The sequence below is a fragment of the Nocardia sp. NPDC004718 genome (genome assembly GCF_053601535.1).
The window spans coordinates 38,665-61,482 of the sequence record NZ_JBSGCA010000043.1; the positions used below are offsets into that span (position 1 = coordinate 38,665).

General features: G+C 66.7%; 20 protein-coding genes. 14 read left to right on the forward strand and 6 right to left on the reverse strand.

Translation table 11 applies throughout. The features are described 5' to 3' along the window. Positions 1-57: 57 nt before the first annotated feature. Complete coding sequence (locus ACWEH3_RS27215) at positions 58-498, reverse strand: VOC family protein (RefSeq protein ID WP_450021261.1); 441 nt, start codon at positions 496-498, stop codon at positions 58-60. Positions 499-892: 394 nt separating this feature from the next. On the opposite strand from ACWEH3_RS27215, the gene ACWEH3_RS27220 reads away from it, so the two are divergent. Continuing rightward, positions 893-5,035, forward strand: a complete 4,143-nt coding sequence (locus tag ACWEH3_RS27220) for an nSTAND1 domain-containing NTPase (RefSeq protein ID WP_450021259.1) — start codon at positions 893-895, stop codon at positions 5,033-5,035. Positions 5,036-5,038: 3 nt separating this feature from the next. On the opposite strand, the gene ACWEH3_RS27225 is transcribed toward ACWEH3_RS27220, so the two are convergent. From ACWEH3_RS27225 to ACWEH3_RS27235, 3 genes are all read right to left on the reverse strand, one after another. Then, entirely contained in the window at positions 5,039-5,839 is an 801-nt protein-coding gene (locus ACWEH3_RS27225; protein ID WP_452358407.1) for a hypothetical protein, read from the reverse strand. A 242-nt stretch (positions 5,840-6,081) separates the two neighbouring features. Further along, positions 6,082-6,486 carry a hypothetical protein gene (locus ACWEH3_RS27230; RefSeq protein ID WP_450021255.1) on the reverse strand — a complete coding sequence of 135 codons (405 nt, stop codon included), beginning with the start codon at positions 6,484-6,486 and terminating at the stop codon, positions 6,082-6,084. A 544-nt stretch (positions 6,487-7,030) separates the two neighbouring features. Next, positions 7,031-7,708, reverse strand: a complete 678-nt coding sequence (locus ACWEH3_RS27235; RefSeq protein ID WP_450021253.1) for a hemerythrin domain-containing protein — start codon at positions 7,706-7,708, stop codon at positions 7,031-7,033. Positions 7,709-7,812: 104 nt separating this feature from the next. Between ACWEH3_RS27235 and ACWEH3_RS27240 the strand changes: the two genes are divergently transcribed. The 4 genes from ACWEH3_RS27240 to ACWEH3_RS27255 all read left to right on the forward strand — a co-directional run bounded on the left by ACWEH3_RS27240 (position 7,813) and on the right by ACWEH3_RS27255 (position 13,222). Then, entirely contained in the window at positions 7,813-11,106 is a 3,294-nt protein-coding gene (locus ACWEH3_RS27240) for a BTAD domain-containing putative transcriptional regulator (protein ID WP_450021251.1), read from the forward strand. A 73-nt stretch (positions 11,107-11,179) separates the two neighbouring features. Beyond that, complete coding sequence (locus ACWEH3_RS27245; protein ID WP_450021249.1) at positions 11,180-11,632, forward strand: nitroreductase family deazaflavin-dependent oxidoreductase; 453 nt, start codon at positions 11,180-11,182, stop codon at positions 11,630-11,632. Positions 11,633-11,862: 230 nt separating this feature from the next. Next, the gene (locus tag ACWEH3_RS27250; RefSeq protein ID WP_450021334.1) at positions 11,863-12,609 is read left to right on the forward strand and encodes an alpha/beta hydrolase; all 747 of its coding nucleotides are present in this window, start codon (positions 11,863-11,865) and stop codon (positions 12,607-12,609) included. A gap of 196 nt (positions 12,610-12,805) precedes the next feature. Beyond that, on the forward strand, positions 12,806-13,222 hold the full coding sequence (locus ACWEH3_RS27255; protein ID WP_450021247.1) for a VOC family protein: 417 nt from the start codon (positions 12,806-12,808) through the stop codon (positions 13,220-13,222). A 158-nt stretch (positions 13,223-13,380) separates the two neighbouring features. On the opposite strand, the gene ACWEH3_RS27260 is transcribed toward ACWEH3_RS27255, so the two are convergent. Beyond that, positions 13,381-13,827, reverse strand: a complete 447-nt coding sequence (locus ACWEH3_RS27260) for a MarR family winged helix-turn-helix transcriptional regulator (RefSeq protein ID WP_450021245.1) — start codon at positions 13,825-13,827, stop codon at positions 13,381-13,383. Positions 13,828-13,915: 88 nt separating this feature from the next. Between ACWEH3_RS27260 and ACWEH3_RS27265 the strand changes: the two genes are divergently transcribed. Next, a complete protein-coding gene (locus tag ACWEH3_RS27265) occupies positions 13,916-14,863 on the forward strand; it encodes a quinone oxidoreductase family protein (RefSeq protein WP_450021243.1) in 948 nt (315 codons plus the stop codon). A gap of 47 nt (positions 14,864-14,910) precedes the next feature. On the opposite strand, the gene ACWEH3_RS27270 is transcribed toward ACWEH3_RS27265, so the two are convergent. Continuing rightward, the gene (locus tag ACWEH3_RS27270) at positions 14,911-16,107 is read right to left on the reverse strand and encodes an Ig-like domain-containing protein (RefSeq protein ID WP_450021241.1); all 1,197 of its coding nucleotides are present in this window, start codon (positions 16,105-16,107) and stop codon (positions 14,911-14,913) included. A 212-nt stretch (positions 16,108-16,319) separates the two neighbouring features. Here ACWEH3_RS27270 and ACWEH3_RS27275 point away from each other — a divergent pair, with 212 nt between their 5' ends. The 8 genes from ACWEH3_RS27275 to ACWEH3_RS27310 all read left to right on the forward strand — a co-directional run. Beyond that, positions 16,320-16,868, forward strand: a complete 549-nt coding sequence (locus ACWEH3_RS27275) for an AAA family ATPase (protein ID WP_450021239.1) — start codon at positions 16,320-16,322, stop codon at positions 16,866-16,868. A 24-nt stretch (positions 16,869-16,892) separates the two neighbouring features. Next, positions 16,893-18,110 carry an NAD(P)/FAD-dependent oxidoreductase gene (locus tag ACWEH3_RS27280; protein WP_450021332.1) on the forward strand — a complete coding sequence of 406 codons (1,218 nt, stop codon included), beginning with the start codon at positions 16,893-16,895 and terminating at the stop codon, positions 18,108-18,110. Positions 18,111-18,162: 52 nt separating this feature from the next. Next, positions 18,163-19,008, forward strand: coding sequence for a helix-turn-helix transcriptional regulator (locus ACWEH3_RS27285; RefSeq protein WP_450021237.1), 846 nt, complete (start codon positions 18,163-18,165; stop codon positions 19,006-19,008). Positions 19,009-19,085: 77 nt separating this feature from the next. Next, positions 19,086-19,850: a glucose 1-dehydrogenase gene (locus ACWEH3_RS27290; protein WP_450021235.1), complete on the forward strand. Its 765-nt coding sequence runs from the start codon at positions 19,086-19,088 to the stop codon at positions 19,848-19,850. Between the two features lie 350 nt (positions 19,851-20,200). Next, complete coding sequence (locus ACWEH3_RS27295; RefSeq protein ID WP_450021233.1) at positions 20,201-21,115, forward strand: D-alanyl-D-alanine carboxypeptidase family protein; 915 nt, start codon at positions 20,201-20,203, stop codon at positions 21,113-21,115. A gap of 223 nt (positions 21,116-21,338) precedes the next feature. Next, positions 21,339-21,962 carry a TetR/AcrR family transcriptional regulator gene (locus tag ACWEH3_RS27300; protein ID WP_450021231.1) on the forward strand — a complete coding sequence of 208 codons (624 nt, stop codon included), beginning with the start codon at positions 21,339-21,341 and terminating at the stop codon, positions 21,960-21,962. Positions 21,963-22,284: 322 nt separating this feature from the next. Next, positions 22,285-22,470 (forward strand): hypothetical protein, encoded by a 186-nt coding sequence (locus ACWEH3_RS27305; RefSeq protein ID WP_450021229.1) that lies wholly within the window; start codon positions 22,285-22,287, stop codon positions 22,468-22,470. Between the two features lie 73 nt (positions 22,471-22,543). After that, a partial coding sequence (locus tag ACWEH3_RS27310) for an SDR family NAD(P)-dependent oxidoreductase (protein WP_452358408.1) occupies positions 22,544-22,818 on the forward strand: 275 nt, incomplete at its 3' end.

Genomic DNA, 22,818 nt, shown 5'->3' on the forward strand with positions numbered 1-22,818 from the left:
CGCCGTAGGAGCACGCGGGTAACTTCGAAATATCGCGGTGCAGGCGGATCGCAGCCTTCAGCCGAGCTGCTCGGCCAGCCCGACGATGATGTCCTCGGGACCACGGACGTAGCAGAGCCGATAGCTCTCCTCGTACTGCACCAGCTCGCCGACGAGTTCGGCGCCGTGGGTGCGCAGGCGGGCAAGAGTGTCCTCGATGTCATCCACGGCGAACATGATGCGACGGATGCCGAGTGTGTTCGTCGGCGCGTCTTTCGGCTCAGCGCTGATCGCCTCGGGCGTGTGGAACATCGCCAGCTCGACTCGACCGTGGCCGTCCGGTGTCCGCAGCATCGCGACGTCCTGTCGGACATCGTCGAGTCCGATGACGCGTTCCACCCAACGTCCCTCGACCGGCCCCTTGCCTTCCAGCTCCATACCGAGTTCGACGAAGAACTCGACAACAGTGTCGAGATCCTCTACGACGATCAGGACGTTGTCCATCCGCTGAATCGTCATAGCTTTCTCTCCTTCATTCGTAGGACCCAACGTGGGATCGGCCGGGGCGCCCCCTGGTAGTGACCCGCAGTCGCACGAAAACTCATCGCCGGTGGTCACTCTTATAGTGCTTCTCAACATGGTGGCCCATTGACAAACGCCGCCAGACGTGCCCTCATTGTGTCTGAATCAGCTTCTGATGCAAGGAGTTTCGAAGCCCGCCGAACACCCGAGCACGTTGAGCCACCGCCCGAGAGTCCGGTATCCGAAAGTTCGCTCACATCGCGGGCTCGAAGGGTGCACTGATCGGGTTCGGTGACGAACCGGTAAAACCGCTGTGCGCGTCGGCTGGAGCGGTAGCGTTGTTCCGGCACTCGGCTTTGTGCCTGCGCCCGGCTTTCGCCGGGACGACGGGATGGCGATCGCTGGAGGAGTGGTGGCCCGGGTATTCATCAGTCACGCCGGCGCAGACCGGGAGTGGGCCGACGAGATCCACGGTTGGCTGGTCGCGGAGCGGCACGAGGTGTTCCTGGACCAGCATCCGGTCGACGGCCTGGCCGCAGGGGAGGAATGGGAGCAGCGGCTCTACGAGCGTTTGCGATGGGCCGACGCGGTGGTCTGCGTCATCACTCCGACCTACCTTCGATCCATCTGGTGCGCAATCGAAATCGGCATCGCGAAAACCCTCGGCAGCAGATTGCTGCCAGTGCGTGCGGCGGCGGGCGCGACACATCCGCTGCTGAAATCGATCCAGCAGCCCGACGCCGTGGCCGATGCCGAGGCGGCGCGGGCTGGACTGGCTCGATCGTTGCGCACACTGGACGAGGGCGGGGGATCGGGGTGGCCGGACGACCAGTCGCCGTACCCGGGTTTGGCGTCGTTCGAGCCCGCGCAGCACCGGGTCTTCTTCGGGCGGGCACGGGAGGCGACCGCGATCGCTGAGCGATTGCGCGCCCCCGCCCTCCGATCTACCCCCTCGGTCTTGCTGGTCATCGGACCGTCAGGGTGCGGCAAGTCCTCCCTGGTGCGCGCCGGTGTCATCCCGTTGGTCGCGGATGAAAACTATTGGCTGCCGCTGGAACCGATGACGCCCGGCACGGACCTGGTGGGTGCGCTTGCCCGGACGTTGGCGATCGCCAGACGACGGACCGGACTCGACTGGCAGCTGTCATCGGTGCGCGACCGCCTGGCGAAAGACGGCTTGCGAGACGTCTCGGTTGAGATATTGATCGCGGACGGGTCGAGCCACCGGCGCAAACTGCTGTTGGTGGTCGACCAATTCGAGGAATTGTTCCGACGCGCCGAGCCCGCGCAGCGCGCGGAGTTCACCGAACTGCTCGCCCCGGCGATCGGCGGGCCCATGCAAGTGCTGGCCACCTTGCGGACGGAATTCCTCGACCAAATGATCGTCGATCCTGCGATGAGCGCCTTGTCGACCGAGACGTATCCTTTGCGCCCACTGCGGAAAGACGGACTCCGCGAGGTCATCGAACGACCTGCGCGGGTAGCCGGTTTCCGCATCGACGACGGCCTCGTCTCCGAACTGCTCGCCGACACCGACAGCGGTGAGGCGCTGCCCTTGCTGGCATTCGCGCTGGAGCGACTGGCCGACGGTGTGCACCGCGGTGGGACGCTCTCATTACAGCGCTACGACCAAACCGGCGGCGTGCGAGGCGCGCTGGTCCGTCAGGCCGAAGTGGCGCTGGCGGAAGCCCGCGCGGCTACCACCCTCACCGACAGTCAGATCATCGATGTGATGCTGCGTCTGGTCACCGTCGACGAACGGGGCGTGCCCACCCGCGCGCGGATACCGCGCGACGAGCTGACCGAAACCGACGCCACGGTCGTCGACGCGTTCGTCACGCAACGACTGCTCACCATCGATGAAGAAGACAGACGAATCGTCGTCTCGGCGGCACACGAAGCGTTTCTGCAACACTGGCCGCTACTGCGAGACGCGATCGAGGAGGAGGGCAAGGCGCTGCGCGCCCGCCGCGCGATCGAGAACGCCGCCGCTGACTGGACTCAGGACCGAGCGGCGACCAGGCTCTGGGAGCGCGGACGACTGGAGTCGGCGATGGACGACACCGGCGCACGCATGCGTGTCCAACGCAGGCCGAATCTGCGCACGTGGCCACCGCGCCTACGTCGACTGGCGACCAACCGTGTCGACCTCAGCTCCAGTGCGAAGGAATTTCTCGAGCGCAGCTATCGCAGAGATCGCTTCCGGCGTGGGCGCGCTACGGTCGTGCTGTCCACTCTGCTCGTCGCGGCGCTGGTCGCCGCGACAATCGCGGTGATCCAGCAGCGCAAGGCTGTCGACCAGCAACGCACAACTGTCGCACGCGCGCTGCTCACGGATGCGCAAGGCCTGTTTCAAGCCGAACCGCGCACCTCGATCCGTCTCGCGCTGGCTGCAAACACCATCCACCCAAGCGTCGAAACCCGCAATTGGCTGCTGGACTGGCTCGCCACCACCTACTACGGCGGAACGCTCGAAGGCAACGGGCGAGACGTGAGCCATACCGTGTTCTCCCCGGACGGTCACATGCTCGCGGTACAGACCTATGACGGCGTCATCGCACTGTGGGATCTCACAGATCCGCGCGGACCGCGCCGGTCCGGCGATCCGTTGACCGGCCCGAGTACGCTCGCGGAGCCTGTGTTTTCACCGGACGGACGCCGACTACTGACCGGTGCGGGGATCGATATCGATGCCAGGAACGCCAGACTCGGTGTGGTCTCGCACGATCACACCTTCGACGGAAACGGTCTGGAAGGCGTCCTGGAGTGGGATGTAAGCGATCCGAGCCATGGGCTGGTCGGCAAACGCCTGCTGCCGGATATCGATGAGAAGACACGAATGGTGCTGGACTCCGGTGGGGCCTTCGCAGTCACTTTCGGCTGGACCCAGCCGACGCGGCTGTGGGACTTCACTGGTCCGCCGCGAGCGGTGACGCTGGCACCCCCGGAACAACACGCCGATGCGGTCGCGATTTCGCCCGATCGGCGGACAGTCGCCACCGGTGCTCCCGGAGGTGTATTGCTTTGGGACGCTTCGTATCTCGGAACACCACACCAGATCGGGAGAATCGAAGTCCAATTGCCCGGACGATCGCCTCTCGGCCCCGACGGACTTGCCTTCTCACCAGCCGGGGGAATCTTGGCGGTCTATCTGGACTTCGCCGGGCTCACCCGCTGGGACGTGGGCGATCCCACCCACCCGCAACAGCTGGGTGCGGCGATGCGGGCGACCCGCCATTTCGCATTCACACCGGCGGGTCGACTCGCCGTAGCGTACGGCAACGCGGCATACCTTTACGATCTCGACGATCCAGCAAACCCGCGACAGTGGCGCGGGGCCTGGGTCGGCCAGCCGAGCGATGTCAGCGCTGTGGGGGTCGCCAGCACCGGCCGAGTTGCCACCGGTGCTCGTGATGGTCGGGTTACGTTGTGGGACAGTGAGTTTCGTGTTCAGCCCAGACCTGCCGGGCCGTCGTTGCATGGAAGTTTCGATAGGAAGAGGCCACCCTGTTGTGTCACCACGGTCGGTGACCTGATGGCGATCGGCGGCGCCAACGGCAACGTCGACCTCTGGGATATCTCGAACCCGCGAGTCCCGCTCCGACTCGCCACATGGAATGCCGAGCACGTGGATTTCTCGAGGAACGATCGCCGACTGTCGGCGATCGCCCTGTCCGCTGACGGCAAGACGGTGGCTACAGGCGGGCCGGACCGGACGGTATCGCTGTGGGACATCAGCGATCGCGCCCATCCTCGCCGTCTCGGACCACCTCTGACCGGGCTCGGCGGAATCGTGCGGGCGATCGTGTTCACACCGGACGGTGATCGCCTCGCCGCGGGCTCCGACAAGAACTCGCTGGTGTGGGACATCAGCAAGCGAGAAGCACCGCGCCGGATCGGGCGCGGGTTGCGCGGCCGTCCGGTAACAGGACTGACATTCACCGATGGCCGCCTATTCGCCCTCGGCTGGAACGGCGGGGATGCCGCCTTATGGGACCTCACGAATCCCGATGAACCGTCGTTGGCCGGCACGGCACCCACCAGAGTGATGGTCGGTAGGCTCGCATACTCGCCCGCCGCGCGAGTCCTGGTCACGAGCAGCACGGACAAGACCATACAGCTCTGGGACATGAAGGATCTCGCACATCCGCGCAGGCTCGGCGACCCGCTGCGGGACACCATGGGCGGCGATGTAGACGTGATCTTCGATCAGACCGGCCGCCTGCTCGCGGAACTGGGGTTGGACGGAAGGATCCTCCTGTGGGATATCACTGATCCAGCACGTCCAGTACAAGTCGGCGACCCGATCGACGCCAGGGCCGATGCGGTGGCCGGTGCTCAATTTAGTGCGGACGGCGACAAACTGGTCGCGGTGTACAGCGACGGCCCAGCGGTCATCTGGGACTCGAGCGCGCTGAACGAATTGCGTCGGCGAACGGTCGAAATCGCCTGCGCGACTGTGGGCACGGGTCTCGATCCCGCTGGCTGGCAGCAATATGTCCCGACGATCGAATACCGCCGGACTTGCCCGTAACGTTTACGGCTTGCGTGTCAGCCGCACCGCCCGGCCACCATTTCTGTCAGTAATGAGGATCTCGCCGTGCGGATCGACGGCGATCCCGCTGATCGCGCCGAGCTCGGCGTACGGCAACCGAATCGGCGCCGTCGATCCGACCGGAATCCGCCACAATCTCCCGTCCTGTGTGGACGCGCCGACCGTACTGGCCGTGTCCGGAATCCAGGCGTTGTCGGCCAGCAGCAGCGCTCCGTCGTGATCGAAGGCGAGCGCGGCGACCGCTTCGCCGGCAGGTAGCGGCGTTTCGGCGGGCGTCACCGACCCCGGCGGGATACGCAGCAGTCGATTGACCGGGGCGGTGCTCGTCACCACCAACTCGCCGGCGTCGGAGACCGTGATCGGCGCACCGAGGTGATCGACCGTCAACAGCACAACCTGCGTACTGGAGCCTGCCGGGAACTTCAAGATGCGGGCATTGTCCGGGTCGGTGATGTACACATTCCCCGTACGGTCGACCGCGACGCCGGCTCCGTTCGCACGTTCGGAGCTATTCAGATCGGCCGCGCCGAACCCCACCAGCGGCAACGGCGCGACATTTTTCGTGTCGGCCGCCACCTTCAGCACCTGACCGTGCTGATAGTCGCAGACATAGAGCTGAGCGTCCTGTCCGATGGCGAAACCCGAGGGCCAGTGCAGCTCCGGTAGACCGAGGCGCTCCGGAGTGTATTGCCCGGCGGGCAGCCGCTGGATCCCCTCGTTCTCGGACACGTAGACGTCGCCGCTCGCGGATACCGCGATACCACTCGGCCCCGAAACCGGCATCGGCAACTCGGTTTGCGCCGCCCAGCCCCACGTGCCCCGGTTCGAACGTTGATCCGGCCACCACACCCAAACCGCGACTCCCACTGCCACCATCACGACAACCCCCGCAGCGATCCACCCTCTCCGCAACCGCAACCTCATACGCCGATTATCCAATTGCCCGCACCACTTCACGCCCGTGTTCGAGCGCTAGGGTGCGGTCGTACCACCCGGAACGGACAGGGGAGCGGGGTGAGACCTCATCAAGCTTTCTCGCGTGCTGAACGGAGATCGTCGATCACCGCCAGATTGGCGGAATAGACTTCTCGCCCGCTCGTGTCTCGTTGCCGGTCGCGCTCGGTCAGGGCGTGTTCGGTGATCTGTCGCTCCGCAACGAGATCACCGAGGCGGTAGTAGTTGGACGAAGCTACGAAAGACCAGGGTGAACATTGCCGAAAGCGCAGTGTCCGAGCCGATTTGGCGATAGCATCGTGGCTTGGAGATGCGACTCCGAAGAATCCGTGTCCGGGGAGGAACGTGGATCTCATGACGACCAGCGATTTGATACCCACTTCGCGGCGCGCGCTGCTGCGTTTGGCGGTAGGCGTCGGAATAACCGCTGTAGCCGGGCCTTTGCTGATAGGGAACGCTGCACCGGCTTGGGCCACCCAGCGTCTTTGGAAGAGGTGTGCGCGTTGCAGGGGTCTCTGGTTCTCCGGCAACGGTACCCGCGGGGGCTGCCCAGCAGGCGATATCCTCGACGGCGGCCACCACGACGATGGAACCAGCGACTACATCTTGAAGGAAGACCCTGATGGCGGACAGGGCCAATCCCAGTGGTATTGGTGTAAGTACTGCCAGGGGCTTTGGTTCGGGGGGAATAATGGTTTCTTCGGGGTATGCCCTGCGCCTTCTGGCGGCTTTTCTTACCATTCGAATATCGGATCCGGCAATTACCGACTGGAAGATGTGACCAATCGGGACGGGGTAGGAGGAGAACCCAAGTGGCGCTGGTGCCGTAAATGTTCAGGCTTGTTTTATGACGGCTATACTCCAGCAGCCTCAGGTGTTTGCCCGGCCGACCATCAGCACCACGACATCATAGGTAGCGGTAACTACATTCTCCGCGCCGCGAATTCGACACGGCTACCGTCACCGCCCTACTGATCCCACCGTCGAACGCATTGCCGAGCGGCATCCGACCGTGCGCGCTCACCACTCCGGATCAGCGTGGTAGATCTCGCGGTATTCCTTGGCGAAGACGCGGCGGCCGAGTAGACGCCACGCGAGCCGGGCGGGAAGTGGCATCTCGGCGAGGATTTTCCGGCGGTCGTCGTCGGAGACGCCTTGCAGGATGAAGCCGAGGAAGACCAGCTGGCGGTCCTTGGGCATGTGCTCGCGGCCGTGTTCGCCGAGAGCCTGCCATTCGAGCGCGGTCATGACGTTCTCGACCACGGGCAGGATGTGCCGCTCCTCCTCGGCCATGTGCTCGTCGAGGGTGTCGGACAGCGCCCGCAGCGTGGCCGCGAGCCGGTCCCGAACCGACGGGTCGGCGGCGGTGGCGAACTCGGTCCCGTCGCGGCGAGCGCGCTCGGTGAGTTCGGCGATCCGCTCGTGCTGTTCCTCCATGCGCAGCACCAGAGCGGCGTCCGCGGAGGCGCGCTCGAGCAGGATGGGCCACATGAGCTCGTCCTCGCCGGTGTGATGGTGGTGCAGGCCGTCGCCGAGTTCGTCGAAGAAGATGATCAGGCGCCGGGCGCGCTCGACGTCTCCGGGCGCCACCGCCGCGACGAGGCCGGGCAGAGCGCTGAAGTGCCTGCGGAAAGCGTTGTGCAGGACGACCATGTCGTAGGTGTCGGGGCGGCCGGGCGCGGTGCCGGTGGCGTTCATGCGGTGCTCCTGTCGCGGTGGTGAACTGCGACGACTGTGCGGCCCGCCGCTTGCAGCCCACTTGTAAGGCACTGCATGGGGGTCGGTCTTAGACTTGGCGCGTCATGGTTCGGATCCGGGTGCTCGGCGCGCTGACCGCGGCGGACGAGCGGGGCGAACTCGATCTCGGCGGTCCGCGGCAACGAGGCGTTCTGGCGCGGCTGCTGGTCGCTCGGGGCGAGGTCGTGCCGGTCGATCGCCTCATCGATGACCTGTGGCGGGGTGAACCGCCGCCGCGGGCACTCGGCGCACTGCAGGCCTACGTCTCCAACCTGCGGCGGTTGCTGGAGCCGCAGCGGGCGCCGCGCACACCCGCCACCGTTCTGATCAGCCGGACCCCCGGCTACGCGGTCCGTCTCGCCACCGAGGACGTGGACGCATGGCTCTTCGGCGCGGAACTCGACATCGCTGGGCAGCAGGGCGATCCGCGCGAGCGACGGCGCACGCTGGACCGCGCGCTCGCCCGCTGGCAGGGCCCCGCCTACGCCGCCTACGCGGCGGAGCCGTGGGCGGCCGCGGAGGCGGCGCGGCTGGAGGAATTACGGCTGGGCGCACGCGAGCAACTCGCGGCAGCCCTGCTCGAACTCGACGAGCCGGCGCTCGCCGCTGCCGAGGCCGAGGTCTTGAGCAAGGAGCACCCGCTGCGGGAGGAGGCGTGGCGGCTGACAGCGCTGGCTCGATATCGGGCGGGCCGCCAAGCCGACGCGCTGAGCGCCCTGCGGCAGGCCCGCAACGTTCTCGCGGACGAACTCGGCATAGATCCGGGTCCGGCTTTGATCCGGCTGGAGGCGGACATCCTCGCGCAACGAATCCCGCTGCGCGAGCGCGCGATTCCACTTCCGCAGACACCGTCCAGGTCCGCGGCGGCCGCGAGCGCCCCGCAGGCCGAGCCGAATCCGGGATTGTTCGGCCGAACCGGAGAACTCGCCGCGCTGCGCGACGCGGCCGCCGGTGCCGGTCCTCGGTCGGCGACTGTGGCGGGTGAGGCCGGCAGTGGGAAATCCACTCTGCTGCAGCACTTCGGCGCCGCTTTGCACGCGAACGGGCACCGGGTGGTGATCGGCCGGTGCCCGGAGGACGACGCCGCTCCGTCGGCTTGGCCATGGGTCGAAATTTTGCGCGCCCTGGCTCGCGAGCACGATCCCGGCGGCTTCGCGCCCGCCCTGGCGCCGCTGCTCACCGACGGCGCCGGTGCACAGGACGCCGACCGCGACCATGGCCGTTTCCTGCTACATCGGGCGGTGTGCGGCTACCTGAGCGCCGTCGCCGCCGTCGCCCCGTTGGCGATCCTGCTCGATGACGTCCATCGGGGCGACACCGAGACAGCGGCGTTGCTCACCGCGGTGGCGACCCAGGTACCGGGGCTCGTCGTGATCGGCTACCGCCCCGACGAGGTGCCGCCGGCGTTGGCAGACGCGCTCGCGGCCCTTGCCACCACCGTCCGCGCCCGGGTTCGCCTGCGCGGCCTCGGCGTCGAGGACAGCGGTCGCCTGATCGCCGCCCTGACCGGCAGCACACCGGCGGCCGCGGTGGTCAGGACGTTGCACGAACGCACCGGTGGGAATCCGTTTTATCTCATCGAGGTCGCACGTCTGCTGCAGAGCGAGGGCGAGCTGGTCGCCGCGTCGGACGTTCCGGAGGGCGTGCGTGACGTGCTGCGCCGCAGGCTTTCCCGGCTTCCCGAGACCGGGGTGGCGCTGCTGCGCTTGGCCGCGGTGATCGGCCGGGAGTTCGATGTCGCGGTGCTGGTGCGCGCGGCCGAGGTGCCCGAGGACGACGTGCTCGACGCGGTGGAAGCGGGGGTGCTCTCCGGGCTCCTGGACGAACCGGCCAGCGGCCGAGCGCGTTTCACGCACGTTTTGGTTCGGGACACGCTGCTCGGCGACCTCTCCCGGATCCGCCGTAACCGATGGCATCGGCGGGTCGCCGCCGCGATCGAGGAGATCGATCCGGGCGATCTCGCGGCTTTGGCCCACCACTACGGCGAGTCGGTGAACCCGGAGACGGCACGACGGGCCGCCGACTACGCCGTGGCGGCAGCCGAACGGGCCGAGCGGCGTTACGCCCATGACGTCGCCGCGGCCGGGTATGAACGCGCGGCCGCCGCGCTCGAGCGCCACACCGGCGCCGACACCGTCGAAGAACGGGTCGCGATGCTGTGCCGGGCGGGTCGAAGTCATCTCGCCGGTGGCGCCGGGCTCGCCGCTCGAACCGCTCGGCACCGGGCCGCAGCGCTGGCCGAGGAGGCCGGCCGGGTCGATCTGCTGGTACGGGCGTTCACCGCCTGGGACACACCTACGCCGTGGATGAATCGGCAGTACGGCGTGGTCGAGCACAGGGTCGTCGGTTGGATAGAGGACGCGCTACGTTCCCCTGGCCTCACTCCCGCCGACCGGTGCCGGCTGCTGGTGACCCTCGTCGACGAGATCGGCGGCGAGGCCGGCGAACGCGCGGCGGTGGCCGCCGCCGAGGCCGAAGTTCTGGCCCGCCGACTCGGCGACGACGCGCTGCTCGCTCCCGCGCTGCAAGCGCAGGCCTCGCTGTACGACTCGCCGGAGCGCGGTCCGCTCGGAGCCGAGTTGATCGAGGTCGGGCGGCGCACCGACCGGAGCGATTACCTGCTCCTCGGCCACACGGTCGCGGTTCAGGCCGCCGCGTCCGCGGCTGACATCGCCGCCGTGCGCGAGCACCTCCAGGCGGCCACCGTGCTGGCAGACCGCTATCAGTGGCGGCAGGCGCAGGTGGCGAACGCTATGGCGTGCGGGCTGGTGGCGCTCGTGACCGGTGATCCCGACGCGGCCGAGCAGCACTATCTGCGAGCCAACGAACTGCTGACCCGCGCGGGCATTTTCAATGCGGGCGGAATCCTGGCCATGGCGCTGTTCGTGGTGCGACTGCACCAGGGCCGCGCCGGTGAACTGGTCGGGATGGCCGGCGCATTCGCCGACAGCGCCGTCCCCGCGACCGTCGACGCCATGGTGGATTTCCTGGTGCTGGCCCTGCTCTCGGCCGGCGACCGGGCGGAAGCGGCGCGGGTCCGGCGCCGGGCCCGGCCGATCCGCGACGACGTGTTCCGATCGCTGTTTCTCACGCTGCGCGGCATGGCGGTCGCGACACTGGGCACACCCACCGAGGCCGCCGCGCTCTACCGCGATCTGCTTCCCTACCGGGACCGGCTCGGTGGCGCCGACACCGGTTCCTACGCGGTCGGTCCGGTCGACACCGTTCTCGGTGACCTGGCGGCCCGGCGCGGCGATGCCGAACTCGCCGCCGCGCACTACCGGGCCGCGCTCCACGTCGCCCAACGCTGCGGCAACCCCACTTGGATCGCGGCCGCGGCCGAACGCCTCGAGCGCTGACGCTTCACTGGTCGCTCACAAGTCGGACCCGGACCATCGTTCCCGACGATCCCGACCGACCGAGGAGTACCCGATGCCGAATACCCGCCGCCGCGCGGCCACCGATCTGTACCTGAAGACCGTGACCACCGCGCACCGCAAGTTGCTCGACATCAGCGGCGGCCGCGCCGGCACTCGATTCAAGAAGATGCCCACCCTGGCGCTCACCACCACCGGACGGCGAACAGGGTTGCCGCGCATCGTGATCCTCACCGTTCCCGTCGTGGAGGGCGACAGTTATCTGATCGTCGCTTCGCGGGGCGGAGACGACATCTCCCCGGATTGGTTCCACAACCTGTGTGCCGATCCCGCGGTCGAGGTGTCGTTCCAGCACGGCGCGAAACAACCGATGACTGCCCGCGTGCTCCCCCCGCCGGAACGCGATCGGCGGTGGCCGCAGGTCGTCGCAGCGTACCCGGGGTACCAGACCTACCAGAAGCGGACCGCCCGCCAGATACCCTTGGTCCTTCTCAGCCCACGCTGGTGAGTGGCTTCGCCGCGGGGAGACCGGCCTGGCGGTACGGGAAATGGGTTGGCTGAGATGACTCTCGAGCTGATAGCGTCCGGGAGTCCGTGACATCGCATGAGGAGGTGGGACCCATCAACGCTGTATCCAGTGGGTGCTCCACATCTTCTTCACGGTTGGGCGATTGACGTAGGTGTCGCCGGGAGCGCCGCGAACATGGCGATCCCGAAAGGCAACAACCTATGCATTCTGTGAATTTCACTGCGGAGACATCGGTGAACGGTGTCATCGAACGCGACTTCACTGTGGGTGAGGTACCCGGCGTGCTCTTCTCGCCCGCATCCGGCTCCGGCCCCGCACCCTTGGTGCTCATGGCGCACAGTGGCGGCCAGCACAAGAGAGCGCCGGGAATCGTGGCCCGGGCGCACCACTTCGTGACCGGCTACGGTTTCCACGCCGGCGCCATCGACGCACCCGGACACGGCGACCGGCCGCGAACGACGGAGGACGAGCAGCGGATCGCCGTCCTCCGGCATGCTCAGGCTGCGGGCGAGCCGATCGGCCCGATCATCGTCGAATTGCACACCTACCTGGCCGAGCGCGCCGTGCCGGAATGGCAGGTGACGCTGGACGTCCTGCGGGAACTGCCGCAGATCGGCGCCGACGGGCGGGTCGGGTTCTGGGGCATCATGCAGGGTACCGGGATCGGGGTGCCGTTGACGGCCGTCGAACCCAGAATCGCTGCGGCGGTCTTCGGCTGCCTGGGGCATGAATCCCTGGTCGAGGCGGCGGCACAGAGCACCGTCCCGATCGAGTTCCTGCTCCAGTGGGACGATGAGCTGCTCGACCGTCGATCCGGTCTCGCATTGTTCGACGCCTTCGCCTCGAAGGAGAAGACGTTGCACGCCAACGCGGGCGGGCATTTCGAGGTACCGAGGTTCGAGGTCGACAGCGCCGCACGGTTCTTCGCGCGGCATCTCGGCCAGGTCGACACGTAACCGGCCTGACGGGACAGGTATCGGCGGCCGGGGGCTTGCCGACCGCCGATACCTCAGCCGTAGACCGCTCGCCTGCCGGCTGCGGACCTCGCTCGGGGCGTCACGGTGGATGCGCGAGATCGCCGGCGGCGGAGTGACAAGATCGCGCGGTCTGGTCGCCTGAACGAAGCCGGGTGATCATGACATGATCTCGATCATGCCGATCTCCACCAGTTCGTTCGATCATGTCCGCTTGACAGTCACCGACATCGACAGATCCCGAGCCTTCTATGACGCCGTCTTCGGATGGCCGATCGCTTGGGAGTGTCCCGCGAACGCGGACGAAGCCACCCGTGCGCGATATGGGTTCCTCTTCGGCGGTGTGATCTACCAGATGGGTGATGGACTGCTCGGACTTCGCCCCGTCGCCAGTGACGAGTTCGACGAAGATCGAGTAGGACTCGACCACCTCGCCTTCGCCCTCGCCACTCGGTCGGATCTCGATTCGGCGACTGCCGTGCTCGATGAACTCGGCATCGCGCACGCGGGAGTGAAAGACCTGGGCGCCATGTACATTCTGGAATTCCGCGATCCGGACAACATCGCGCTGGAATTGGTTGTGCGCAAACAGTAATCGCGTGCCCGCCGACATGCTGGTCGGCGGCAATGGGATTCCCATCAAGATCACGATCGGTGGCCTGTGGGACCCGGTCATCGGCGCCTGCCCGGCATCGCCCGGGCACCCCACGTGCTACTGAACCTGCTCAGCTAGCGGAGTGTGCGTCGACGCCTTCAGGTGGTGTGGGTCTGCTCGATGAGGGTCGCGGTGGCGCGGTCGAGGAATTCGCAGAACTGTTTGTGCTCCTCGGGGGTGAATCGATCGGTGAGGGCGCGTTCGAGCACGATGACTTCCTGATAGGCGCGGTCGAGCAGGTCGCGGCCGGTCGGGGTGAGAGTGGCGATCATGACTTTGGCGTGGACGGGCGACGGTTGCCGGTCGATGAGCTCTTTGTTCTGCATGCCGGTCAGGACAGTCGCCATGCTCTGCTGCGTGACCCCGCACGCGCGGGCCAGTTGGGCACCGGACATGGCGTCGTCGCGGGACAAGATCAGCAGCACCGTGTATTGGGTCATGGTCAGTCCGTAACAGCGTAGCACCGCCTCATGGTGGGCCATGAGCGCCTGTTCGGCTCGGCGAATGCGCGTGCACACGTATTCCTCGACGGGCACGTCGACCATGTCACAACTCCCTAAGTTGACTCAGCATCCTGATACTGATTGAGTGCTGAGTATCAGGATACTGAGTCAACACAGAAAGTTGTATGTGATGAAGGCTGTAGTGCTGGACACCGATGACACCTTCCGGATCTCGGAGATCCACGAGCCCGTGGCCGGGCCGGGCGAGGTCGCGATCCGCGTCGCCTATGCGGGGGTGCAATACGGTGACGTGCTGGTGCGTGGAGGGCATTTTCCGGTGCCGCGCCCGTTCGTGCCGGGCTTCGAAGCCGCAGGCCGAATCATCGCGGTGGGCGAGGGCGTGGACGAAGGCCGGATCGGTGAACAGGTCGTCGCGTTGGTCGGCGGGGGCGGTTACGCCGAGGTCGCGACCGCGCCTTCGGTGCTGGCGATCAATGCCTCGCGCGTCGACGCACGCACTGCGGCAGGGTTCGGATGGGTAACTCCGACCGCCTACGACCTGGTCGATTCCGTCGGCGCGGTCCGGGCCGGGGACCATGTGCTGATCCATGCCGCAGCCGGTGGCGTCGGATCACTGGCCGGGCAGTTCGCCGCTGCCGCGGGCGCGGAACGGATAGTCGGCGTGGTCGGCAACTCCGGTCAGCTCGATTACGCGCGTCAGTTCGGTTACCACGAGGTGCTGACGCGACAACAGTTCCCCGATGGCATCGGTGCGGAAACCTTCGACGTGATCCTCGACCCGATCGGCGGACCGACGCGGGTCGCGAGCCTGGCCCGGCTGGCTACCCATGGCCGGATCGTGGTCTACGGCAACATCGCCACCTTCGAACCGGTCACCGTCTCGGCCAACGACCTGCTGATGCGCGGCCAGTCGCTGATGACCTACAACAGCAATCTGGGCAGCCAGACCCACCCGCAGCGACTCGCCGACAGCGCCACTCGCGCGATGGCGCTGGTCGCCGACGGGTCGGTACGCGTCGATGTCACCGCCGAATACGCCCTCGCCGACGTCGAGACCGCGATCGCGAACCTGGCCGGCGGAGTTACCCGCGGCAAGAGCGTCGTCCGCATCGAATGAATCACCGTCGGCGACCCGGCCGGGACACCTGCTCGCGTGTCTTCGGGTCAGGTGTGGGCGCCACCGCGGAGCCAGTCGGTCCACGGGATGCTCCAATCGCCGTTGTGCCAGATATCGAGGGGTTCGCCGCCGGTGTTGCGGACCTCGACCACGTCGCCGGGGATGACGAAGTCGTAGAACCATGTGGCGTCGGCGGGGGAGAGGTTCAGGCAGCCGTGTGAGACGTTGGTGTTGCCTTGGGCCCACATGCTCGCGGCCAATTCGTGCACGAAGATTCCGTCGTGGCTGATGCGGACCGCGTGGTTGATGCTCGTGCGGTAGCCGAGCGCGGAGCTGGTGGGCAGGCCGTAGGTGGCGGAGTCCATGATCACCGGGTCGTTTCGGTCCAGCACGGTGTAGATGCCGGGGCGAGTCCAGAACGACATGGCTCTGCCGCCGACGACGGCGGTGCCGCCCATGCCCATCGATGTGGGCATGGTGCGCACGAGGTTTCCGTTGTCGAAGACCTCGATCTGTTTGGTGTCGTCGTCGGCGACCGCGACGTGCGCTGGGCCGATGGTCACCGAAACTTGTTGGTCACGCAGGCCGTAGCGGCCCGCGCCGAGTTCACGGCCGAAGAACTCGGCCGCGATCGTGATCCTGGTTCCCGGTAGGTGATAGTGCTCCGGCCGCCAGTGCGCGTTCTGATCGTCGAGCCAGTACCAGGTTCCGGCGACGGCAGGCTGGGTGGTGACCTTCAGATGGCGTTCCGCGGCGGTCCGGTCCACGGGCTCGTCGAAATGGGCGACGAGCACGAAACCTACTCCATAGGTGTCGTTTTCGGCCAGCTCGACGAGATTGGACGAGCGTAGTGCGACGTCGATGATCTGTTGCGGTCGCACCGTGGTGCAGGTTGTCGTCGCGGTGACGTCGCCGGTTTCGCCCTGAGCGACGGCTTTCGCGGTGTAGGTGTGTCCGTAGCCGAGCGGTTCGGCACTGGTCCAGGCTCGATGATCGGGTGCCGATACGCCCGGCAGCGATCTGCCCGTTTCATCGATCCATTCGACCGATCGCAGCGTCCCGTCGGTGACGGTGACCGTGCCGAGACTGCGCGGTTCGACATCGTGGGTGCCGGGTGTGGGGTCGAATCGGATTGTGGCAGGTGTGGGCGGCGGCGCGAGTTCCCGCGTCCACCCCCATCCGGCCAAGGCGAGACCACCCGCACCGGCGAAGCCGATCAACAGCCGACGACGTCCCAATGCCACCGTCTATCTCCCTTCTCCGGGGTGCTGGGGCCGACCTCTGTCCGCCAGCATGCGTCAGCTACGCGCCGCCCGTGAGACCGACGACCAGCATCTCCACCGATCCGCCGCACAACCGATACCGTTCCTCGATTGATCGGGGTTCTCCTGAGTGTGGATCGGTAGCGATTGTCGGCAGCTCTGGTCGGCTGTGGTGCGCTGGCAGGATGGGTCGCATGCTCATCGTCATCGGGGGACTTCCGGGGGCAGGTAAGACCACGTTGGCGCGCTTATTGGCGTCGCGGATCGGTGGCGTGCACCTGCGGGTCGACACCATCGAGCAGGCGATCGTTCGATCAGGCCTGGCCGAGCATCCCGTGGAGCCTGCCGGTTATGTAGTGGGATACGCGCTGGCCGGGGAGCATCTTCGGCAGGGGTTGACCGTGATCGCCGAATCCGTGAACCCACTGTCGATCACCCGCGACAGCTGGGTGGGCGCTGCCCGAGATGCCGGTGTCGCCGCGGTGGAAATCGAGGTGATCTGCTCGGATCCGGCCGAGCATCGGCACCGTGTCGTTTCGCGGTCGGTCGACATCCCTGACCTGCCGCTGCCGGAATGGCAGCAGGTGCTCGACCGCGAATATCAGCCGTGGGATCGGGACCACGTCATCCTCGACACGGCTGGCGAGACACCCGACCAGTCGTTGCGCCGCCTGCTCGGGCGCCTCCATCACCTCGGGACAGCCAGCGTCCTGACCAGCGGCGGCAACGATCACGAAGTTTAGAATGACGATGTGCAGCGCGCTGCAGTGACCGATCCGTCGCGTGTCGTGGTCCTCGGGTCCGGGTTCGCGGGTCTGTGGGCGGCGCTCGCGGCGGCCCGGCGGCTCGACGAGCTCGATGTGGCGGGCGGAACCGTCGACATCACGATGATCAGTTCCACGCCGTACCACGACATCCGCGTGCGTGACTATGAGACCGATCTGAGCACATCCCGCATCCCGCTCAGCGTTCTTCTCGATCCGGTCGGAATCGAGCACATCATCGGCGAAGTGACGGCGATCGACGCTGTGGCGCGAATCGTGGAATCCACCGCGGGCGCGCACGGCTACGACCGGCTGGTGCTCGCGTTGGGCAGCCAGGTGGTCAAGCCCGATATCCCTGGCCTGCGGGAGTTCGGATTCGACATCGACACCCACGACGCAGCGGCGAGACTGCAGGCTCACTTGCACCGGCTCGCCGAGGGCCCCGCTGACCCGGCGGCCGCCACGGTAGTCGTCGTCGGGGCAGGTTTGACGGGGATCGAAGAGGCGACCGGGCTGCCCGCGATGCTCGCCGGCGTCTTTGCCACGCGTGCCGTCGCACCGCGGGTCATCCTGGTCGACCGCAACCCGTTCGTCGGCTCGGACATGGGTGTATCGGCCCGACCGGTCATCGAGGCGGCGTTGGCCTCCACCGGGATCGAGACCAAGTTGGGCGTCGGCGTGGTGTCCATCGATGAACGCGGGGTGACGCTTTCCTCGGGTGAAATGGTGCCCGCCGCCACTGTCGTCTGGTGTGCAGGCATGCGGGCCAACCTGCTGACCGCGGACTTCGGCGTCGACCGTGACCGGCTGGGGCGACTCCCCGTCGACGATTATCTGCGTGTCTGTGGTGTGCCCGGGGTATTCGCCGCAGGTGACGTCGCTGCCGCGAAAATGGACGACGAGCACATGTCGGTGATGTCCTGCCAGCACAGCCGTCCGATGGGCCGATGGGCGGGATACAACGTGATCGGCGATCTTCTCGGCAAGCCCATGAAGCCGTTGCGGATCCCTTGGTATGTGACGGTTCTCGATCTGGGACCGGCAGGAGCGGTGTATACCGAGGGCTGGGACCGCCATGTGGTCGCGTGCGGCGAAGAGGCCAAAGACACCAAGCGCGCCATCAACACTCGCCGTATCTACCCTCCGCTGAACCGCGACCGCGACGCGTTGCTGGCCGCGGCCGCACCCGACTTGCAGGCCGCACCCGAGCACGGACACTGATATCCGCGGTGGTGGTCCAACGCGATGCTGCGGGCGCTTGTTACCGTGGCTTATGACGAGCGAAGCCGTGCCACGACGCCGCGAGTTGCTACGTGACTTTTTGCGTGCCAGGCGGGCGCGGCTGAGGCCCGAGGATGTCGGGATCGCGGCGACGGGCCGGCGGCGCACGCCTGGATTGCGGCGAGAGGAGCTCGCCGTGCTGGCCGGAGTCGGAGCGTCCTGGTACACCTGGTTGGAGCAGGGGCGCGACATCACTGTCTCCGACGAGGTGCTCGATGCGATCGCCCGAGTCCTGATGCTGAGCGAACCGGAACGGATCCATCTGTACCTGCTGGCAGGACTCAATCCGCCTACCCTGGAGTGCGCGCCGGTAACAGCCGTCACGCCGGAAGTGCAGCAGTTGATCGATGCTTGGGACGGGCGGCCTGCGGTACTGCGCGATCGGTACTGGAATGTGCTGAGGTTCAACGACAGCGCACGGGTGGTGTTCGGCTACGGCGACGGCGAACACAATTGCCTCCTCACGTATTTCACCAATCCTCGCTATCGCGCCATGGAGGAGCTGTGGGCGGCGAACGCACCCGCCATCGTTGCCGCCTATCGGGCAAGCGCGGGCATTTGCCCTGGCGACACCGATTTCCGCAGGGTGGTCGACAATCTCCGGTTGGTGAGTCCGGAATTCACCGAACTGTGGGAGCGGCAGGAAGTCGGAGTTCCGGAGCAGGCGGTGAACGCGCTGCGTCATCCCGACCTCGGTGAATTGTTCTTCGACGCGACGACGTTGACGGTTGCGGACCATCCCGAATGGCAACTCGTGCTGTACAACCCGCGGTCGGGCACCGCCACCGGCGAGCGCCTGGAACGGCTACACCGCGGGCGCGTCGCCTCGCCCGCCTGACGGCCGCAAGGTGGTGGTGCCACACCCACCATAAATGCGCACTGTTTGCTTCGGGGCTGGGTCGGCACGCTGGAGCCATGACGCACGACAGTTCCCGATACAACGGCAAGATCGCACTCATCACCGGCGGCACCAGCGGCATGGGGGCGGCCACCGCGCAGCGGCTCATCGCCGAAGGAGCGGAGGTGATCGTCACCGGGCGCGACAAGGCCCGGCTCGACGCGGCGGTCGATGAACTCGGGCATCGGGCGATCGGGATTGCCGGTGACGCAGCCGACCTGAGCGATCTGGACTCCTTGGTGACCACTATCCGCGACCGGTTCGGCCGGTTGGACGTGGTGTTCGCGAACGCGGGCATCGGCGCGTTCCAGACCATCGAGGAGGTCACCGAAGGTGAGTTCTACCGTGTCCTCGACACCAATCTCAAGGCCGCGTTCTTCACCATCCAGAAGACGCTGCCCCTCCTGCCGGACGGTGCGGCGATCGTTATCAACGCGTCCTTCGCCGCGTATCGCGGCGCGCCCGCCGCCGCCCTCTACACCGCGAGCAAAGCCGCGGTGCAGAGTCTGGCCCGGACCCTGGCCGCCGATCTGACGACCCGGCGCATCCGCGTCAACTCCGTGAGCCCTGGGTACATCGACACCCCAGCCTTCCAAGCCGAAGCATCCGCCGAGATCAAGTCCACGATCGCTACCACGGTCGCCGCCGGCCGGGTCGGCACCCCGGAGGATGTCGCGGCGGCGGTCGCCTTCCTCGCGTCGGACGAAGCGTCCTACATCAACGGACAGGACATCCTCGTCGACGGCGGACTGATCTCGGTTATCCCGGCAGCCGTGCTGTAGCCGAGCCTCGGCAGGAACAACTTGTCGAAGGCGGCCGTGGTGACCGGGCGCCTTCGGGGACGGCGTAGCGCGTGGCCTCCGTCATGGCCGGCTCATCTCGCTCGTCAGCAGCGTCTGCTCGCTGGCCGACGCCGACGCCCCTCGCGGCCTTCAGCCCCGGCGGGCGCACCCGCGGCAGAACGATCATCAAGGTGACCACGGACTGACGAGACCAGCTGTTTCGGCCGTCGACCGAAGCGTCGAGCTCAGAGGAGCCTGGATTAGCTGATGAGATGCTGTCGCTGAAGTTGCGCGGCAACTCGACCGATGAAATGCCCTTAATTTAAGAAATGCAGCGGCACAATGTGGCGATGCGGACATTTGCTCGATTGTTGCGCGCTGTCGTCATCGGGGCGCTGGTTGTGGTAGCCGGTCAGGGTGTCGCGGCCGCCCCCGCCGCGAGCGACGCCCATATTCAGTTGCCCTGGCTGACGTCTGGGCCGGATGCGGTGCAGGCGTCGGGTGCGGCGCTGGCAGACGGAATCACCGGCACGGTGCTGTGGTCGCGACAGCCGAACACCCCGGTCCCGATAGCCAGCATCACGAAGGTGATGACGGCACTGGTCGTGATCAATGCCGGCGACCTCGACCGGGCCATCACCGTGCCGCAGGAAATCATCGCCTACGACGCCGAGTACGACGGAAGCACCGCAGGCCTGGTCCCCGGCGAGGTGCTCACCGCGCGACAGCTCCTGTACGCGATGATGCTGCCGTCCGGCTGCGACGCCGCCTACACCCTTGCCGAAGCCTACGGGCCCGGACAAGACGGTTTCATCGCCAAAATGAACGACACCGCGCGTCAGATGGGCCTGGCGGGAACGCATTTCGCCGACCCCAGCGGGCTGCCTGCCCCCACCGACCACTCCACCTACTCCACACCGGCGGACCTGGTCGCCCTCGGCCTGCGCGCGATGAGCCTGCCCGTGTTCCGGGAGATCGTCAGTTCGCAGAGCTATCACGTGCCCGCCGGTCCGGGCAACCGCGCTCACCTCTGGCAGACCACGAACAGGATGCTGCACGATTATCCCGGCACTATCGGCATCAAAACCGGATACACCGACGCTGCGGGAACCTGCCTGCTGTTCGAGACGGTCAGGGCAGGAATACCGCTGATCGGTGTGGTCCTGCACAGCTCACCCGACAGCGGCGCTGCCGCGAAGGATGACGCCGAGCGCATGGTGAACTGGGCCTACAACCCGATCTTCAGCGCGCTGCCGATCGGTTAGCGCCGAATGCGGTGAGCCCTCTGCTGGTCCGGTTCCGATGTCGGACTCCAGCTGTGGCCATGCCGCTTTGAGGATCGGATCCATTCGGCGACGAAGTGCCCTGCGGTGGTGGCGTTGCGCGCCGCCTCGACCGCATGTTCGCGCTGTTCGCGGTGATACCGTGAACGCGACAATCGTCCCGTCGATCGACAGTGAGTGGCCAGCGTTGGTGTCCGAGTCCGCTGTGAGTGAGGCCGAGTCCCGTAAAGGACTTCCGCGCACCAAGCGCGGCGAACGCACACGCACCGCGTTGATCGCCGCGGCTCGCGAGGTATTCGAGCGCGACGGATACCTCGATGCCAAGATCTCCGATATCTCCAAGGCCGCCGGGACGGCGTCGGGGTCGTTCTACACCTATTTCGACGGCAAGGAAGAGATCTTCGCGGCGGTGGTGGAGCAGGTGCAGGAAGAGATGCTGCACCCGCACGTTCGCGAGCGCACGGGCGTCACCGACCCGCGCGACCTCATCGAGGCGGCCAATCGGGACTACCTGCGCTCCTACAAGCGCAACGCGCGCCTGATGGCCGTGCTCGAGGAGGTCGCCCTGATCAACGAGGATTTTCGCGGGCTGCGGATGGAACGGGGAAAGGCTTTCGCGGAGCGCAACGCGAAGATGATCACCGCGCTACAGGAATCCGGCCGGGCCAGCGCGGACCTCGATCCCATGATCACCGCGCACGCATTGTCGGTGATGGTGAGCCGGATGGCCTACCTGGTCTTCGTCCAGAATCAGCGCATCCCGTTCGAGAAGCTCGTCACCACCCTGACGCAGTTGTGGGTCAACGCGCTGCAGCTCGAATCGGACTGATTCGCGCTCACCGAACTTCGTTCCCGCAGGGGATATCCGGGCCCGCGTGCCGACTCCTTTCGCCGTTGTCGGCCGCCTTTCACGCGAGGCGGCGGCGCGATCACGGGGTCCGAGGGTGCACCGGTCGTAGTCACCGAGCCGGGTAGAACTTGAATCCGATTTCGATATCATGTCAATTTCGATGACTGGACCTGCACTTCTGCAGTTCTAGTGATGCATGTCACAGTTACTTTCCGGGGTGGTCGATATTGACGCGGCGGCACCTATCGCGCAAGGTGGGCTTGTTAATAAGCGCTCAGTAAGTTCCGGAAGGTTGGGCCGCATGCCCGAAGCCGCCATCGTTTCCATCGCCCGATCGCCGATCCGACGGGCCAAGGGGGAAACCCGGCCCGACGATCCGGCCGCTCAGACGGGCGAGGTGTTCGTCTCGGCCGAGCGGCTCGGCCTGGAAACGATGTGCGTCGGCGGTGGCTGTGGCATGGCCATGGTGCCCGAGCGACTGTCGTGACCTCAGACGACCGAAAGGACGCTGGACGGCATTGCCGAGGGCGTGCAGCGCCTCGACGACGGCAAGACCGTAGGTGGCGTGGTCTACGCGCCGTAACCGCCGCCGTGGACGCCTCGGCAAGCAGCACCGCCGAGATGCGTCCCGGCCCCCGCCGGCCCCCGCGCCCCCTCGTGAGGGCGTCCATCGGAACCACACAGAGGAGAACATCATCAGCACCCAGACTCCACGGATCGCCGTCGTCACCGGCGCGGCACGCGGCATCGGCGCCGCCGTCGCGCGGCGGCTGGCCGCCGACGGCATGGCCGTCGCGGTGCTCGATCTGGACCAGGCCGCAGCCGAGCCCGTGGC

Bases quoted from the DNA above. Each gene is read 5' to 3' on its own strand.
- ACWEH3_RS27265 (WP_450021243.1), top strand. From the start codon at position 13,916: ATGAAGGCTGTAGTGCTGGACACCGATGACACCTTCCGGATCTCGGAG.
- ACWEH3_RS27285 (WP_450021237.1), top strand. From the start codon at position 18,163: ATGACGAGCGAAGCCGTGCCACGACGCCGCGAGTTGCTACGTGACTTT.
- ACWEH3_RS27290 (WP_450021235.1), top strand. From the start codon at position 19,086: ATGACGCACGACAGTTCCCGATACAACGGCAAGATCGCACTCATCACC.
- ACWEH3_RS27220 (WP_450021259.1), top strand. From the start codon at position 893: ATGGCGATCGCTGGAGGAGTGGTGGCCCGGGTATTCATCAGTCACGCC.
- ACWEH3_RS27245 (WP_450021249.1), top strand. From the start codon at position 11,180: ATGCCGAATACCCGCCGCCGCGCGGCCACCGATCTGTACCTGAAGACC.
- ACWEH3_RS27295 (WP_450021233.1), top strand. From the start codon at position 20,201: ATGCGGACATTTGCTCGATTGTTGCGCGCTGTCGTCATCGGGGCGCTG.
- ACWEH3_RS27235 (WP_450021253.1), bottom strand. From the start codon at position 7,708: ATGAACGCCACCGGCACCGCGCCCGGCCGCCCCGACACCTACGACATG.
- ACWEH3_RS27240 (WP_450021251.1), top strand. From the start codon at position 7,813: ATGGTTCGGATCCGGGTGCTCGGCGCGCTGACCGCGGCGGACGAGCGG.
- ACWEH3_RS27215 (WP_450021261.1), bottom strand. From the start codon at position 498: ATGACGATTCAGCGGATGGACAACGTCCTGATCGTCGTAGAGGATCTC.
- ACWEH3_RS27260 (WP_450021245.1), bottom strand. From the start codon at position 13,827: ATGGTCGACGTGCCCGTCGAGGAATACGTGTGCACGCGCATTCGCCGA.
- ACWEH3_RS27305 (WP_450021229.1), top strand. From the start codon at position 22,285: ATGCCCGAAGCCGCCATCGTTTCCATCGCCCGATCGCCGATCCGACGG.
- ACWEH3_RS27225 (WP_452358407.1), bottom strand. From the start codon at position 5,839: ATGCCGGTTTCGGGGCCGAGTGGTATCGCGGTATCCGCGAGCGGCGAC.
- ACWEH3_RS27255 (WP_450021247.1), top strand. From the start codon at position 12,806: ATGCCGATCTCCACCAGTTCGTTCGATCATGTCCGCTTGACAGTCACC.
- ACWEH3_RS27275 (WP_450021239.1), top strand. From the start codon at position 16,320: ATGCTCATCGTCATCGGGGGACTTCCGGGGGCAGGTAAGACCACGTTG.